The 14,201-nt window shown below is 51.2% G+C and carries 18 protein-coding genes; 7 read left to right on the top strand and 11 right to left on the bottom strand.

The features are described from left to right. Window positions 1-38: 38 nt before the first annotated feature. From ACZ520_RS05130 to ACZ520_RS05115, 4 genes are read right to left on the bottom strand one after another with little or no spacing between them, the layout of a single operon-like run. A complete protein-coding gene (locus ACZ520_RS05130) occupies window positions 39-1,301 on the bottom strand; it encodes an ABC transporter permease (protein ID WP_464128390.1) in 1,263 nt (420 codons plus the stop codon). Continuing rightward, window positions 1,301-1,990, bottom strand: coding sequence for an ABC transporter ATP-binding protein (locus tag ACZ520_RS05125; RefSeq protein ID WP_374032320.1), 690 nt, complete (start codon window positions 1,988-1,990; stop codon window positions 1,301-1,303). Before ACZ520_RS05125 ends, ACZ520_RS05130 begins: the two co-directional genes overlap by 1 nt. Continuing rightward, on the bottom strand, window positions 1,977-2,474 hold the full coding sequence (locus ACZ520_RS05120) for a ZrgA family zinc uptake protein (protein WP_464127686.1): 498 nt from the start codon (window positions 2,472-2,474) through the stop codon (window positions 1,977-1,979). The genes ACZ520_RS05125 and ACZ520_RS05120 overlap by 14 nt, the downstream gene beginning before the upstream one ends. A 17-nt stretch (window positions 2,475-2,491) precedes the next feature. Then, window positions 2,492-2,941 (bottom strand): DUF3299 domain-containing protein, encoded by a 450-nt coding sequence (locus ACZ520_RS05115; RefSeq protein WP_374032317.1) that lies wholly within the window; start codon window positions 2,939-2,941, stop codon window positions 2,492-2,494. A 100-nt stretch (window positions 2,942-3,041) separates the two neighbouring features. Here ACZ520_RS05115 and hisS point away from each other — a divergent pair, with 100 nt between their 5' ends. Then, window positions 3,042-4,292, top strand: a complete 1,251-nt coding sequence (hisS, locus tag ACZ520_RS05110; RefSeq protein WP_464127685.1) for a histidine--tRNA ligase — start codon at window positions 3,042-3,044, stop codon at window positions 4,290-4,292. A gap of 84 nt (window positions 4,293-4,376) precedes the next feature. Here hisS and ACZ520_RS05105 read toward each other — a convergent pair whose 3' ends face one another. Together ACZ520_RS05105 and lgt are read right to left on the bottom strand one after the other, a co-directional pair. After that, the gene (locus ACZ520_RS05105) at window positions 4,377-4,994 is read right to left on the bottom strand and encodes a hypothetical protein (RefSeq protein WP_464127684.1); all 618 of its coding nucleotides are present in this window, start codon (window positions 4,992-4,994) and stop codon (window positions 4,377-4,379) included. A 440-nt stretch (window positions 4,995-5,434) separates the two neighbouring features. Beyond that, on the bottom strand, window positions 5,435-6,493 hold the full coding sequence (gene lgt / locus ACZ520_RS05100; protein WP_464127683.1) for a prolipoprotein diacylglyceryl transferase: 1,059 nt from the start codon (window positions 6,491-6,493) through the stop codon (window positions 5,435-5,437). Between the two features lie 83 nt (window positions 6,494-6,576). Here lgt and ACZ520_RS05095 point away from each other — a divergent pair, with 83 nt between their 5' ends. Continuing rightward, window positions 6,577-7,332, top strand: a complete 756-nt coding sequence (locus ACZ520_RS05095; RefSeq protein WP_232468666.1) for a hypothetical protein — start codon at window positions 6,577-6,579, stop codon at window positions 7,330-7,332. A gap of 44 nt (window positions 7,333-7,376) precedes the next feature. On the opposite strand, the gene ACZ520_RS05090 is transcribed toward ACZ520_RS05095, so the two are convergent. The 4 genes from ACZ520_RS05090 to ACZ520_RS05075 all read right to left on the bottom strand — a co-directional run bounded on the left by ACZ520_RS05090 (window position 7,377) and on the right by ACZ520_RS05075 (window position 10,641). After that, on the bottom strand, window positions 7,377-8,117 hold the full coding sequence (locus ACZ520_RS05090; RefSeq protein ID WP_088565914.1) for a hypothetical protein: 741 nt from the start codon (window positions 8,115-8,117) through the stop codon (window positions 7,377-7,379). 99 nt (window positions 8,118-8,216) lie between these two features. After that, complete coding sequence (locus ACZ520_RS05085) at window positions 8,217-8,765, bottom strand: hypothetical protein (protein WP_374032311.1); 549 nt, start codon at window positions 8,763-8,765, stop codon at window positions 8,217-8,219. A 62-nt stretch (window positions 8,766-8,827) separates the two neighbouring features. Continuing rightward, the gene (locus ACZ520_RS05080; protein WP_088565916.1) at window positions 8,828-10,015 is read right to left on the bottom strand and encodes an RsmB/NOP family class I SAM-dependent RNA methyltransferase; all 1,188 of its coding nucleotides are present in this window, start codon (window positions 10,013-10,015) and stop codon (window positions 8,828-8,830) included. Next, window positions 10,012-10,641: a hypothetical protein gene (locus ACZ520_RS05075; RefSeq protein WP_374032310.1), complete on the bottom strand. Its 630-nt coding sequence runs from the start codon at window positions 10,639-10,641 to the stop codon at window positions 10,012-10,014. The genes ACZ520_RS05080 and ACZ520_RS05075 overlap by 4 nt, the downstream gene beginning before the upstream one ends. Before the next feature lie 147 nt (window positions 10,642-10,788). On the opposite strand from ACZ520_RS05075, the gene nrdR reads away from it, so the two are divergent. The 5 genes from nrdR (at window position 10,789) to ACZ520_RS05050 (ending at window position 13,650) form a co-directional block, all read left to right on the top strand. After that, window positions 10,789-11,373 (top strand): transcriptional regulator NrdR, encoded by a 585-nt coding sequence (nrdR, locus tag ACZ520_RS05070; protein ID WP_011163623.1) that lies wholly within the window; start codon window positions 10,789-10,791, stop codon window positions 11,371-11,373. Next, complete coding sequence (gene nusB, locus ACZ520_RS05065) at window positions 11,312-11,719, top strand: transcription antitermination factor NusB (RefSeq protein WP_088565918.1); 408 nt, start codon at window positions 11,312-11,314, stop codon at window positions 11,717-11,719. The genes nrdR and nusB overlap by 62 nt, the downstream gene beginning before the upstream one ends. Continuing rightward, window positions 11,719-12,171, top strand: coding sequence for a hypothetical protein (locus ACZ520_RS05060; RefSeq protein WP_417866606.1), 453 nt, complete (start codon window positions 11,719-11,721; stop codon window positions 12,169-12,171). Before nusB ends, ACZ520_RS05060 begins: the two co-directional genes overlap by 1 nt. Window positions 12,172-12,250: 79 nt before the next feature. Beyond that, complete coding sequence (locus tag ACZ520_RS05055; RefSeq protein WP_464127682.1) at window positions 12,251-12,805, top strand: GTP cyclohydrolase; 555 nt, start codon at window positions 12,251-12,253, stop codon at window positions 12,803-12,805. Next, window positions 12,805-13,650, top strand: coding sequence for a pyruvate, water dikinase regulatory protein (locus ACZ520_RS05050; protein ID WP_088565921.1), 846 nt, complete (start codon window positions 12,805-12,807; stop codon window positions 13,648-13,650). Before ACZ520_RS05055 ends, ACZ520_RS05050 begins: the two co-directional genes overlap by 1 nt. 134 nt (window positions 13,651-13,784) lie before the next feature. On the opposite strand, the gene ACZ520_RS05045 is transcribed toward ACZ520_RS05050, so the two are convergent. Then, the gene (locus ACZ520_RS05045; protein WP_374032306.1) at window positions 13,785-14,189 is read right to left on the bottom strand and encodes a hypothetical protein; all 405 of its coding nucleotides are present in this window, start codon (window positions 14,187-14,189) and stop codon (window positions 13,785-13,787) included. Window positions 14,190-14,201: the final 12 nt, after the last annotated feature.

The raw sequence follows: 14,201 nt of genomic DNA, 5'->3' as shown, positions 1-14,201 counted from the left end.
AGACATGAAACCGCAGGTCGCAACACCTGCGGTTTTTTTTAAATACGAATGCTCAGTCCGTCTTTCAAGGCCAGCTTCTGCGCACGCAAAGCCGGAATCAAACCAATCAGCGTCCCGCCAACCAGAGTGATGATCAGATACATCAATTCATAACGAGTGACCCAAGGGCCGACAAGATACAGACCGAACTCGGTTTCAATCCACGGTTTCAACACCGCGATCAAACCCCAGGAGGTCACAAGTCCCAACGCCACACCCACCGCAGTCAAAAGTGCGGACTCGAATACCAAAAGACCCAGAATCTGGTTGGACTTCGCCCCCACGGCACGCAGGATCGCCATTTCACGCCGGCGTTCGTTCAGTGTCGTCGTCAAGGCAATCAGCATCGCCATAAAGCCCACGGCCACAACCATCCAGGAAATCATGCGAAGCACACCTTCAACGTAAGACAATCCATTCCAAAGTTCGCTCAAAGTCGCCCCCGGAATGATCGCCAGCAAAGGTTCACCTTCAAAATTATTGATCTCGCGCTGAAGTTTCAGGGTTTCGATGCGGGACTTGGCGCCTACAAAGAACGCCGTGATGGTGTGAACCTTCAGATCATTCGTCAGTTGTTCACGAGGAATAACCTTATCCATCGCCGGAGCTGCGCCATCCTGCCAATCCACGTGCAAAGCCTCCATGCCCTGCAAGGACATGTAAACTGCACGGTCCAGTGGCGTGCCAGTTGGCTCAAGAATACCGGAAATCACGAACGGACGATCATCGTGCTGCAAGATGCCTTCGCCCTTGGTCACACCGTGAGCAACCACAATGCGATCACCCAAGGAGTAGTTTAGCTTGCGGGCCACGTCAGCCCCGATAACCACATCCCAGATGTCGGCGAACTCTTTGCCGTGAGCAAACTTCACCTGCTGGTCACCACGATAGTGATAATGCTTGAAGAAGTCTTGAGTCGTGCCCACCACGCGGAAACCGCGATGCCCATCACCCAAAGAATAAGGAATCGTCCATTCAATCGCCGGGTGCGCTTTTACTTTTTCATAAGTTTCATAGGAGATATTATGGGTGGCATTTCCCATGTTGAACACTGTATACAGAATCAACTGCAACGGACCACTGCGCGCACCGACGATCAGGTCGGTCTTGCTGATGGTTTGTGTGAATCCCTCTTCCGCGGCCCGTTTGGCGCGCTCGACAGTCAGAAGCAAAGCCACACTCAATGCAATGGAGATCACCGTCAGCGTTGTTGCGAACGCCCGATTCTTCAGGGATTTGATTGCCAACTTCAAAAAGACCATCACACAACCTTGTTAATGGATTCTAAGGAGATTGAACGCGTAAAGAGTTTTTCAATGCTGCGGTCATGAGACACAAATACGACAGTCGTTCCATAAAGCTCGGAAAGTTCAAACAAAAGCTTCAGAAACTTTTCGCGGTGATCTGCATCCAGTGCCGAGGTCGGTTCGTCGGCCAAGAGCAGATCCGGCTTCCCCAGAAGAGCGCGGGCCACGGCCACACGCTGCTGCTGTCCGACACTCAGTTCGGTGACACCTTTTTCCAGCAGATCAGAAATTCCCAGGTTGCCGCACAAAGCGCGGATCACCATTTCGGTGTCCACACTGCCCAAGCGAGCCTTGCGGGCCGGGCTCAGGTGCAACGGAAGCTCGATGTTTTCGCGCACGGACAGATAAGGAATCAGATTGAAGCTTTGGAAAACATAGCCCATGTGTTCGGCGCGGAAAGAGTCCCGCTCGGAATCGGACATTTTAACAAAGTCACGTCCCAGAATCTGCACAGTCCCGCTGGTCGGACGAAGCACGCCCGCCAGAATCTCTAACAACGTCGTTTTACCTGTGCCACTGGGACCGTAAAGAAACAGCTCTTCGCCCTTTTTCACCGTAAATTCAGGAACGTGCAGCGTGGGATTTTTCTGACCTTCATAGGTGTAAGACAAATCCCTGATGGTGATCAGATCATTTGAGCTCAAGAGTTTCTCCGTTCTTGCCAACCTCCAGGGACTTTTGCACCTGATCGGCCAGCACTTCAACCTGCACCTTTTTCAGGCGCGGGAAGACTTTCTGGAAATTGAACGTGATGGTACTGCCTGCCACCGGCGCTTCACAGGAGATATTGAACTCCCCTTCCACGTCGGAATGGTTTTTCTTTTCGATGACTTCGTACATGTCCAGCTTGGTTTGACACTTCAAAGACGGATCCAAAACAACCATCTCGGCCATTTTTTCGCCGAGCTTGGCCAGAGCCTCATCTTTTTTCTGCTTGTCCTTTTTGGATTTGGCCGCGTGTTCGAATCCGTAGATGGATTCTGCCGGAGCATGGAACTCCAATTTTCCTTTTTTGCCATCAAAGGCCAGACTGACTTTGCCAGCGCCGTGAACGTGTGCCGCCTGATTATGGGCAGCGTGATCGGAGTGCGCCATGGCCATCAGGGAAAACAGAAGAACTTTCAACATAAAGACCTCCTTGAAAGTTATTTGTAGGGTTCGATCGCCTCACCGATGAGTTCGAACGAGGCGTCCCCGTACATAGACTTCTTAGTCACTAGATTCAAAGTTCCGTGGACCCAAATCGGCCCTACAGCCGCATCGGTTCCGCGTTTCATCTTAACGTACACCATTTGGTTCGGCGGCGGTGGTGGAACGTGGATGCAAGCCTGCGGGCTTGGCACCAGAAGGAACTCCACGACCTCGCGCTGGTTGTCTTCAAGGGGAACCATGAAGCCAGGGATCTTCACCCCTTTGCCGTCCAGCGCTTTCAGTTCTGAAGAAGAGTTGCCCGTGACATAGTCCATCTCACCCAGCAGACGCCAGTCGACCTCAACACCATTCAATGCGGCGCCACCGGATCCGGCAAACTGATAAATGACGGCAGCTAAAACAGCCACCAGTATGAACGCTCCTGCTAATACCCACTTCTTCATAATCCCATTAAAGACGCTCCCCCCTTTAAAAGCAATAGCTTTGCGCACCGCCCTTGCCTCTGATATAACGATGTTTTGTAGTCAAAAAAGGGCCAATTCCATGAGCAACAAAATCCAACGCGTCCGCGGCACTCGAGACCTGCTTCCTGAAGACAGCATTCTTTTCCGTTTTGTCGAAGAATCAGCCTATGAAAAGGCACTTTTGTACGGATACGGAGAGATCGAAACCCCTATTTTCGAGTTTTCTGACGTTTTTCACCGCACTTTGGGCGAAACTTCCGACGTTGTGAATAAAGAGACTTATGATTTTACAGATCGTGGAGGCGAAAGTCTGACGCTCAGACCCGAGGGCACTGCGGGTGTGGCTCGCGCTTTTATTTCAGAAGGCATGATGCAGAATCTTCCACTGAAGTTCTATTATTCCGGCCCGATGTTTCGTTATGAGCGACCACAAAAAGGACGATATCGCCAATTTTACCAATTGGGCGCAGAGTGTTTAGGTTATGAATCCCCATTGGCGGATGTGGAAACCATCTCTTTGGCGTGGGATCTGCTGAAAAAAATCGGCATCTCTGATGACTGCACCTTGGAAATCAACACCCTGGGCGATGCGGAAAGCCGTGCGGCTTACCGCGATACTTTGGTGAACTACTTCACCGCCCATAAAGATCAGCTTTCTGAAGACAGCAAAATGCGTCTGGAGAAAAACCCCCTGCGCATTCTGGATTCCAAAGACGAAGGCGACAAAAAGCTGAATGCCAATGCGCCAAAACTTGAACAATCCTTGAGTCAGACTTCCCAGGACTTCTTCAAGAAGGTCATCGCGGGCATCGAAAAGCTGGGCATCCCGTACAAGATTAATGATCATCTAGTTCGTGGACTTGATTATTATTGCCACACTGTCTTTGAATTCACGACCACCAAGCTGGGGGCTCAGGGCACCGTGCTTGCGGGAGGGCGTTATGACGGCTTGATTGAAACCATGGGCGGACCGAAAACTCCGGGCGTGGGCTGGGCTGCCGGCATCGACCGTTTGGCTGATCTGACCCCGAAAGAACTGGCGACAAAAAAGGAAGTCATCATCGCCGTAGTTGGTGCCGACGAACAGGGCGAGGACGAAAGCGTGAAAGTCGCTCATGAAATGCGCGTGCGTGGCTTTAAGACGGAAAACTTCCTGTCAGGCAAAATGGGCAAGAAGATGCAAAAAGCCAACAAACTGGGTGCTCACTATGCCTTGATTTTGGGCGGCAACGAAGTGACCAATAAAACGGTCACAGTGAAGAACTTCACGACGGGCGAACAAAAAGAAATCACCCGCGCAGAACTTCAGACCTACCCGTTTTCAATCTAATTTTTCAGATGTGATTTAAAAACAAAAAACCCGCTTCGAAAGAGCGGGTTTTGTTTTTCAGAAATGACCTGGCAGAACAAAAAACTATTGGATACTGCGCAGTTTGAATTCCATTTTCGGGAAGACAATCCCGCCGCCAAAGCCCAGCTTCACCGCGACGTGAAACAGATCATTCACTCGGTTTTGCGCCGGCAGCCAGGACCCTTCAAGCCCCAGGAAAGCTTCGGCCACCACTCCGACCCCACGGCCATAAACCGCACCGTTAAGCTTGCTTAAAGAAACCCCGCTTGGAATAAAGCTGAACATCCACTTGTAAGCGACCTCAAACTTCAGGCCGCCGTTTTTGAAATCACAAAGATACAAACCCGGAACACGCACGACTTCATCCGTGCCCGGCACCAGGAAAGCTGCATCGAAAGCCCACACGTCGTGATCCACAAACAGACCGACATTCATGCCGTGAGCATACAGATAACCCTTGATAGGAATTTTATCCCCCGGCTGCACATTGAACTGATTTTGCAAAGTAACAACCAGTTGATCGATCTGCTCTTGATTCAAGCGAGTGTTCTTTTTCAAAGACTCCACCAGAACCTCTCGCGACATCCCGGCATCTTTGTCAAAATCCAAAGCCCACGCCGTAGCCGATCCCAGCGAAAGACAACCCAACAACAACGCGGACAGAGCAAGTCTGAAGATCATGGTGATTTCTCCTGTTGGGAAAAGGCTACCGCTTATTTGAAAAAATCAGTAACAAAAAATTTGGAGTGCAGCCACCCCACCCTCAACATGCAAACCGTCCTGTACCCCAACAAAATAAACGCACCGCTTCGGAAAAAGTAAGCAGGTACCTTTTCCGCCAACGCAGAGCTTCTGCAAAAGTAAGCAGGTACCTTTTAGATAAGCCGGTATTGCAAAAGTAAGCAGGTACCTTTTAGATAAGGCGACACGAGGGGCTTAGAGCTGGGGGCTTGGGTGCCCCAAACCGAGTTCCGCAGCGCCAAGAAAGAGCGGCATCAGTAATCAGAAAACAAAAAGGCCACCCCTAAGGCGGCCTTCACAAAGTAAACAGAGCGCGAGGACTGTCTGAGCGTTTGGGGCACCCAAGCCCCCAGCTCTAAGCCCCGCCGCGACGGAGCGATCTATTTACGGTTCAACTTAATGGAGTGCCCTCTCTGCCAGCCCGGAATTTTCAAGGAGGCAGCGCGAGTCCATACGACCATCAGGATCAAGCCGACAACGAACATAGCAAGGCTCAGCCACTGCCCTCGGGTCAGACCCAAAGCCTGGAATCCGATGTGAGCATCTGGCATACGGAAGTGTTCATCAACAACACGAACCACTGCATAGATCAGCACGAAACAAGCGGCGATAAAGCCCGGCTTGCGTGGTTTTCTCCATAGGAAGAACAAGAACATAAAGATCAACAGCCCTTCACCGAAGGCCGCGAACAACTGAGACGGATAGCGCGGAGTCAACAAAGGCGCGATCGCCTCTTTAGCTGCAGTGTTGCCGTCCTGGATGGATTCAATCACTTTGTTCAAAGTGGAATAAAGCTGCTCACGAGCTGTCAGATCGAAGCGGAACTTATCTACAAGTTCCAGCCACTGCTCACGACCCACGCCGACTTTTTCAACAACCGGAACAAGCTCCGTCAGTTTCGCGGCTTCCTGACCTGGCCAGGAAACGATGTCTTGAGGGAACTTCACCGCCAGCGGATACGTCGGATCGCAAGGACGACCGACAAGTTCACCGTTGATAAAGTTGGCGATACGACCAAAGAACACACCGATCGGACCGGTTACCGCGACCAGATCGAGCAAGTACAAAGAGTTCACAGAATACTTGCGCGCATACAGTAAGCACGCAATCACGATCCCGATGATACCACCGTGACTTGCCATGCCGCCTTCGTTGACAGCAAGCACACCCCAGTACGGGAATTCAGATTTGAACTTCATGAAAAGATCCGGGCCATAGAAAAGCACATACCCCAGACGACCGCCCACCAAAGTACCGATGGCTGCATAAGTGATAAAATCGCCGACCATTTGGACAGACAAACCCGCACGTTGTCTTTTTGCCAACCAAGTGATCAGGATGTAGGCGCAGATAAAGCCCATCATGTAAGAGAGGCCGTACCAACGGACTCCGAAATCACCGGAAATTCTTAAAGCAAATGGATCGAAATCATGAACCACAGACGCATCCTTCTTTGAGACATACAAGGGTCTCGATAAGAGAATTTTTGGACCTTATGGTAATAAAGCGAGAAAATGGGGGTATGTCCAGATTTTCGTCTCTACTTCTACTGTGCATTATTTTGACCGCGAGTCTGTCTCAGGCTCAATCCGGCAGTCGCTGGGGCAGCGGTATTGATTTCACCAAACGCGCCACCGCCCGCGAAGGCAGCCGGTGGTCTCTTTCTGAGTGGCTCGAAATGAAGAACCGCAACCGCATGATGGACATGTGGCTGTCGGTGAATTCGCCGTCGCCCTACGAGTTTTCACTCGCTGCCTCGTACAACTCGTTCAAAACTGAGGACCCCGACAACACGTCCGTGAGCGATTCTCATGTGTCGTACATGGGTGAGCTTTCCGCCTATGCCCAGTTCGTCGGGCTGACCGCGGAATATGAAAACAACAGCGAAGAGGAGTTCAACGACCTGACCGGCATGCTGAACATCCGCGTTCTGGGAAATTCGATCCAGAACACATCGCTAACCCTGCACTACGGACTGCGCACCCGCGAGGCCGATCAACGGCTGTCGCAGCAGTTCGGCCAGGTGTCGCTGCAGGTTTATTTGACCAAGTATTTTGGAATTGACGGGAAATATCGCTATTACCTTCCCACCTCCACGGATGAATTGGGAGATGTCGAAGGCAATCGCACCGAAGCCGGGCTTTTTATAGACTTTAAAGCCGTACGGATCTTCGGAAACTGGTACAAGGAGAGCCAGAAAACAAAAATCCCTGCTGCTGCCGATGACACAGTCACCGATCGCACAGGGATCAGGTCAGGACTTAAGATCTTCTTCTAGAGAAGACAAAAGGCCCGGTTTTGCCGGGCCTTTTTTTATTTAAACTACTCGAGTTCGATAAGTTTGTTTTCGCCGCTTACGAAGTAAGACTCAGTAGCTTGCTCGTGAGCCATTGGAGAAGTCACTTTCCACTCCATGTTCATTTGCATACCAGCTACAGGATCACGCTTGGAGCCTGTGTTGAACACAGACGGGATGACTGCGTTAGCATCGAAGTTGAAGCCCCATGCAACAGACAGGTTCGCTGGCATGAAGGTCGCGTTTGTGATGTATTTACCAACACCATCAGCAGAACCACCTGCAGTGTAAGTCACGCGGTAAGAGAAATCGACAACAGACATACCGAAGCCGTTTTCATAAGTTACGTTGTAAACTTTGGACTGAGGAATGTTCCAGCCCGCAAGGTCAGACCAGCAAGTCAAACCAGCAGGAAGAGCATTTGCAGTGTCCAATTTCACGTTAACAACAGATTTACCTGCGTTGATAACTGCGAAGATTTTTTTACCGATGTTGATGATTTGATCCACGATCAATTCGATCGCGTTCAGTGGGTTCACGTCGTTAGCGATAGCTGGCTCGCCAGTGAACTTCACGCGCAATGGGCGCTGAGAGTTGCAATCCTGAGAAAGACCGTTTGCACCTTTTGCATACGTTTCCATCTGTGGATATTGAGCAGTTACGTCGCGAACGATAACTCTCTTGATTTCGAAGTAAGCTTTGTCAGTAGCGAATGCGGATGACGCCATACCCAGTGTCAACGCAGCTGCGATAATAGAACGAATCATTTGGACCCCCTTGTTTCGTTGGCAGGGGTCATATCAAGGCAAATACGAGCTTTCAAATGAAAAAGCCCCGATGCTGACTATTTAACCTTTCGCAAGGCGTCACCATTCTTTGGTGAGCGTAAGCATTGGGAAAATCCAGGATTTCGAGTTGGACGAGTTGGTTTCAGTGCCGTCGACGGTCTTCTTTGTATAATTTGCCAGGTAATAGTTCAAAGACGCCCCGATATGGAAGCCCTCTTTAAACTCGGGCATGACCCCGAACTGAAACCACATGCTGGTCCCCGTCCACTTTTCAGCCTCGCCATCGTTGGAGAAAGTCCCGGTGCTCAGGATATTGTAAGCCATGCTGACACTGTAAAGTTCGTTGCGCCCGAACTGCCACTTCACGTAAGGGCCGGTATCGGTCGAGGCAAAATCGATCGTCACGTCATCTTTGTCGGTGTGGGAAATTCCAGAGTAGTTCCACCCGCCCCAGATGTGTTTTTTCAGACTGAACAGCAGGCCGATGTTATAGAAGTATTTGGCGGAGGTTCGGGTTTCGTCGGTGGTCAGATTGTCTGACATGTAGGTGCCACCCAGCTCCAGCAAAAAGCCGGCATGGGCATTCATGGAAAACAGCACTAAAAGGACCACCAATAGTTTCTTCACAGAATCTTTATCGGCGTGTTTACTTAGGACCCCGAGGCCAGCCGAGGTCCAGTTGCAGAATATTAATTCCTTTTCAAAAGCGCAGCGTAGAAGCCATCATAGCCTTCTTTATCCGGGCGCACATGAATCTGCTTGAGCAAAGTCCAGTCCTTGCCATGTTCGGCCAGGAACTTTTCAACCTGCTTTTCGTTTTCACTCGGCAACAGGCTGCAGGTCGCATAGACCATCTGCCCGCCTTTTTTGGTCATGTTGCAGTAGGTGCTTAAAATCTCGTACTGCAAGCCATGCAGACGGTCGATCTCTTCGTTGCTCAGTTTCCATTTGGTGTCAGGATTGCGGCGCAAAACGCCCATTCCCGAACAAGGCACATCCAGAAGGACGCGGTCCGCGGTGTCGTACAGGCGCTTGATCACTTTGTTGGAGTCAATCAATCGCGTTTCGATCACATCGACCCCGTCACGGCGGGCACGGACTTTCAGCTCTTTCAATTTCCATTCATGAATATCCAGGGAAATGATCTTGCCCTTGTTCTTCATCATGGAAGCCATGTGCAAGCTCTTACCGCCAGCACCGGCACAGGCGTCGATCACGCGGTGACCCGGCTCAATGCCCAACAATGGCGCCACCATCTGGGAAGCGGCATCCTGAACCTCGAACAGACCCTGTTTGAAGGATTCGGTGATAAACACGTTTTTACGTTCCACCAGACGAAGAGCGTTTGGCAGATCCGGAGAAACTTTCGTGGCGTTGATGCCGTCTTTTTCCAAAGTTTTGATCAGCTCATCCGGCGTGGTTTTCAAAGTATTGGTGCGCAGGAACACTTCCGCGGGCTTGTTCAAAGCGCGCATCGCATCTTTCCACTCTTCACCCAACTCTTTGGTGCCACGTTCGTGCATCCAGTCTGGAATGGACTGAGCAATCGCGAACGACGACACGTTCTTTTCACGGGCAATGACTTCTTTCGGATCAAGACCGTCAAGCTCTTCCCAGTCAGGAAGCTCGTTTCCGCCGCGCACCCAGTACGCGCCCCACACTTTCCAAAGATCGTTGTCATCAGCAAGATGGGACAGCAGACGCTCCCAGCGCACGATTTCGTAAACAGATTCAGCAAAGAAACGGCGGTCGCGGGAACCCCAGCGGGTGTTGGCCTTCAAATGGCGCTGGATGACTTTGTCGGCATAGAAACCCTGTTCAAAGATTTCATCCAGAGCGGTGACGATTTCAGATACGAGATGCTTGTGAATTTTCAAAATGTAAACACCAGGCCAGTGGCCAAAAAGGTTCCGTTGAACTGCCCGGAGGACAGAATAAGAAGGTGGTTTTTTAAACCAGCTTCAATGAAGAATCCAGTGTTTTCAAAGATATTGAAGAATCGTGCCCCGGCGACAACCTGATAATCCAGGGACAGTGCAGATTTTCCAGAGGCCTGTTTAAAGAACACTCCCAAACCGGCACCCGCACCGAAATACAGCGGAAAACGTGAGGTCGCATCCGGGAACATGATCATCGGAACAAACGCCAGTTTATTCGGAGTTTCGCCACCCACATCGTATTCGGAGTAATCAATTCTCAGCAGCATGTCCATGGAGTTGTACCACTCGCCCACCCGGTAAGTGACGCCGAACTGATTTTTCCCCACGTCATCTTCCTGACCGTTCTTGCCCCAGTCATAGGATTGCGACGCCATGTAACGGCCAAAATGCAAAGCCAGATAGTGATCCGACGGACCGCCTCCGGTGTTGAAGGAGGACGATGCCGTGTCACGGGGCTGGAAGTACTTCGCAGCGGCCTCGCGGCCCACCACGGGCTGGGAGTCTTGGGCTGTGGCAATGGAGCTTAAAAACAAGGGCAAAATCAACGATAGAAAAGTCTTCACACGCACCTCAATTCTGGCTTCTATTCTATTCAGTTTTCCCTCTGGCGAGGAAGTTGTTGACGCGCTAGGTCGTTAACACTAGACCCATTGACTCAAGACAGGCGCCTCCCTAATCTCCGGCTAGCTTTTTGGACGGGACTAAAGACTATGAAATGCCCTTTTTGCGGACATGCTGATGACAGAGTTTTGGATACCCGAGTGCAGAAGGACGGAAGCATCCGCCGCCGTCGTGAGTGCCTCGAGTGCAAAGCCCGTTTCTCGACTGTAGAAACGATCATGCTGGCGTTCCCGTTCATCATCAAAAAAGACGGCCGCCGCGAACCGTTCAGCAAAGAAAAAATCCTGAAAGGTCTTCAGGCCTCCTGTCAAAAGCGTCCAGTCAGTCTGGCGCAGATCGATGCGGTGGTTGAAAAAATCTCTGCCTGGGTGATCAATCGTGGTGAATCCGAGATCTCTTCCCGTCTGATCGGGAAAAAGGTCATGGCTGAACTAAAACAACTGGATGACGTTGCCTATATTCGCTTTGCAAGTGTATACAGAACCTTCAAAGACGTTCAGGAATTTGTGGAGACTCTGGAAGACGCCGAACTTCTTGATTTTGTCGATGCAAGTAATCCACAATTAAGCCTCACGGCCATGACATTTGTTGAAAGCGAGAAAAGTACGAACCATGAAACTGACAGCAAGACGCCAAGCCCGCGAACTCGCCCTCCAGGTCCTCTTTCAAACTGAGTTTGCTCCGCAGATCAGCTACCAAACATTCCTAGAGGTGTTTGAGCAGAGTCTTGACCCCGAAGTGATCACTTATGCTGATCTTCTCGTGACCGGTGTGAAATCCAACAAAGAAAAGATTGATTCCAAGATTCAGGCGTCCAGCGCCCACTGGAAAGTGGAACGCATGGCGACCATCGACCGCAACATCCTGCGCATTGCCGTTTACGAAATGCGTTTTGCGGCAGATCCTATCAAAGAAAACATCGTCATCAATGAAGCGGTTGAAATCGCCAAAAAATACGGAACTTCCGATTCTGGCAGCTTCGTTAACGGACTTCTAGATCAAGTCGGCAAGGCTCACTAATGGCTCTTAGCGTACTTTCCCAGGCCAGCGCTCTCAACCCGGGTTCCGACCTGTGGATTGTGCCTGATCTGGAAAAGTCGCCGTGGACAGCGAAGCTGGATTGGTACCTGAACTTTCAGGTGTGCAAATCCTCGCGCCACCAGTCCCCGGCACTGCCTGAGTTCTTGGGCAGTGTATTGGAACAGACCGAACTGAACAAACCCGCGATCCCTGCGGTGTCTGATCAGCCGCTGATGATCGCCTCGGACAAACTTCTGCCCAACAAATGGGTCGTGATCCTTCCCTGGAACGAAGACCTTACCCAGTGGACCGCCGAGATCTTCCGCATCTGGAAGAATCTGAACGAGCCCACCTTGCGCATCTTCATGCCACCTGGACAAAGTACCGGGAACCTGCAGATTGCGTGGCAGTCCCACCACCCGGTTCAGGAATTCACAGTCGTCCTTGATTAAACAAACGTTTCTCCCCACAATTAAATAAACCGCCAACACCAACATCATCATTTGGCGGAGCATCTTAGTGGGAGCGTTCATGGAGAAATTTTCGCAGTCTTTGGTGTCAACAATCACAAACCTTCAGAAACGACTTGAGTCTGTTCTGGATAATGATTTTGAAGCCAAGGTGGAAGCCTCTGAACGTCACGCTCACTTCGAGCCGTCCCGCGATCTGTCTTTGGTGCGCGGCCTTTCTTTGGGGCTGCCGGAAGATCACATTGACCGTGCGATTGTGGTGTTCTCGCGTCTGGCCTTGTTGTTTGATGCCGGCGTTATGCTGGAAAACCACGACGGTCAGTGGAAAGCGCAGGCTTACTTCCACAAAGGTGCGACTCACCTTTTGAAAAACAACTCCAAGTCCTTTGTTAAAATCCCTCAGATGAATCTGTTGTCGGTGCTTTCCACGGCGTCCCAGCCGATGCTGGAAAAACTGCAGTTACAGCATCTGGATCCGGACAATAAAACGTCCTGCCTTTTGATCAAAGCCAGCCCTGACTTTGCCTTTATTCTTTTCTCGGGCATGGCCGACCTATGGCTGAAAGAACATGTCGAAAACGTGCGTCGCGCCCTGATCAACGGACTTGCTGACTGATGGACGGCGACAACAAAACCTACACCATCTATATCCTTTCCGACAGCACGGGCGAAACCGCCGCAACGATGATCCGGGCGGCTTTGGTTCAGTACACAACCAAAGACGTTAACATCATCCGCTGTAAAAACGTGCGCACCGAAACCCAGGCCGAAGCCGTCATCGAAGAATGTTTCGAGCGCCGTGGAATGCTGGCCTACACCGTTGCCAGCCAGGGCCTGCGCGCCAAGATCCGCGAAATGGCTTCCGGCAAAGGCATTCCCTACTTTGACCTTCTAGGCCCGCTGCTTTCCACCTTGGACACTTTCTTTGGTCAGCATTCCGAAGACACCGTGGGTGCCTTGCGTGCGGTCGATGAAAGATACTTCAAACGCATTGAAGCCATCGAATACACCGTCAAACACGATGACGGCAAAACCTTTGCCGAACTGGACAAGGCGGACATCGTTTTGGTGGGGATTTCCCGCACCAGTAAGACGCCGCTTTCCATCTTCCTGTCCCACAAGGGCTGGAAGGTCGCAAACGTCCCGCTGGTATTGGACACTCCCCTGCCGGAAGAATTGTTCAAGATCGATCAGCGCCGCATTGTGGGTTTGATCATCGATATGGATTCCCTGCAAAGAATCCGCAAAAGCCGCTTGGAAAAATTCGGTCAGGATCCGGGTGGTTCTTACGCTTCGATGTCTCATATCGCCAAAGAAATCGAATACGCTGAAAAGATCTTTAAGGTGAATCGCCGCTGGCCGGTCTTCAACGTCACCGAACGTGCGTTGGAAGAAACAGCCAGTGAGATCGTGCGAATCATCGCCGCCCGATTGGGCCTTCCTGACAGCGTTATCTTCTAGTACGACGGCCGGGGCGCCTTGGCCCCGTTGGCCTGCTTCCATCCACTTCGCGACACGCCGTCCGGGCTCTGCCGTGGCCCGCGCTTTCACTCGGCCTTTTGCGCAAAGTTCAACTCCTTGAAGACTAAACTCATCTACAGTTTGGTGGCGGTGTATTCACCTAGGACGGAGCCGTCCTCGAGTGTGGCTGTGCCGGTGATGATCAAGGGGCCAGTGTCGCTTTGATATTTTTTGTAGTTCTCGTCGTCCACTTTGGCTGTGTAGTTCACTTTGTAGGATTGGCCGTTTTCATTGGCGACAATTGAAAAATTCAGAGCGCACAGTTGGTCCCGGCTTGTACAATAGCCGCTGCCTGTGATGGGTGAAGTAAAGGCTCCTGGAACTATCATTATGCCGACAAATTCGCCTTGAAATTCGCCTAGCTCCATCGGCTTTTCCTTTCCTTTCAAGGTCATCTCGTCGATAAAGACTTTGTCGCCGATGGTAAGTTCCACGCGGTAGTCACCGTCGACAACCTTAGGGGTGATGGTTTGGGACATTCCGTGGCAGGT

This window comes from Bdellovibrio sp. BIS2, from assembly GCF_055398295.1.
Note: the sequence above shows the minus strand (reverse complement) of the source record. Positions and strands in the feature narration are given on the sequence as shown.

Excerpts from the sequence above, each read along its gene's own strand:
- hisS (WP_464127685.1), top strand. The coding sequence starts at position 3,042 with ATGAGCAACAAAATCCAACGCGTCCGCGGCACTCGAGACCTGCTTCCT.
- nusB (WP_088565918.1), top strand. The coding sequence starts at position 11,312 with ATGAAACTGACAGCAAGACGCCAAGCCCGCGAACTCGCCCTCCAGGTC.
- ACZ520_RS05120 (WP_464127686.1), bottom strand. The coding sequence starts at position 2,474 with ATGTTGAAAGTTCTTCTGTTTTCCCTGATGGCCATGGCGCACTCCGAT.
- ACZ520_RS05055 (WP_464127682.1), top strand. The coding sequence starts at position 12,251 with ATGGAGAAATTTTCGCAGTCTTTGGTGTCAACAATCACAAACCTTCAG.
- ACZ520_RS05090 (WP_088565914.1), bottom strand. The coding sequence starts at position 8,117 with ATGATTCGTTCTATTATCGCAGCTGCGTTGACACTGGGTATGGCGTCA.
- ACZ520_RS05045 (WP_374032306.1), bottom strand. The coding sequence starts at position 14,189 with ATGTCCCAAACCATCACCCCTAAGGTTGTCGACGGTGACTACCGCGTG.
- ACZ520_RS05130 (WP_464128390.1), bottom strand. The coding sequence starts at position 1,301 with ATGGTCTTTTTGAAGTTGGCAATCAAATCCCTGAAGAATCGGGCGTTC.
- ACZ520_RS05095 (WP_232468666.1), top strand. The coding sequence starts at position 6,577 with ATGTCCAGATTTTCGTCTCTACTTCTACTGTGCATTATTTTGACCGCG.
- nrdR (WP_011163623.1), top strand. The coding sequence starts at position 10,789 with ATGAAATGCCCTTTTTGCGGACATGCTGATGACAGAGTTTTGGATACC.
- ACZ520_RS05050 (WP_088565921.1), top strand. The coding sequence starts at position 12,805 with ATGGACGGCGACAACAAAACCTACACCATCTATATCCTTTCCGACAGC.
- ACZ520_RS05115 (WP_374032317.1), bottom strand. The coding sequence starts at position 2,941 with ATGAAGAAGTGGGTATTAGCAGGAGCGTTCATACTGGTGGCTGTTTTA.
- ACZ520_RS05105 (WP_464127684.1), bottom strand. The coding sequence starts at position 4,994 with ATGATCTTCAGACTTGCTCTGTCCGCGTTGTTGTTGGGTTGTCTTTCG.
- ACZ520_RS05060 (WP_417866606.1), top strand. The coding sequence starts at position 11,719 with ATGGCTCTTAGCGTACTTTCCCAGGCCAGCGCTCTCAACCCGGGTTCC.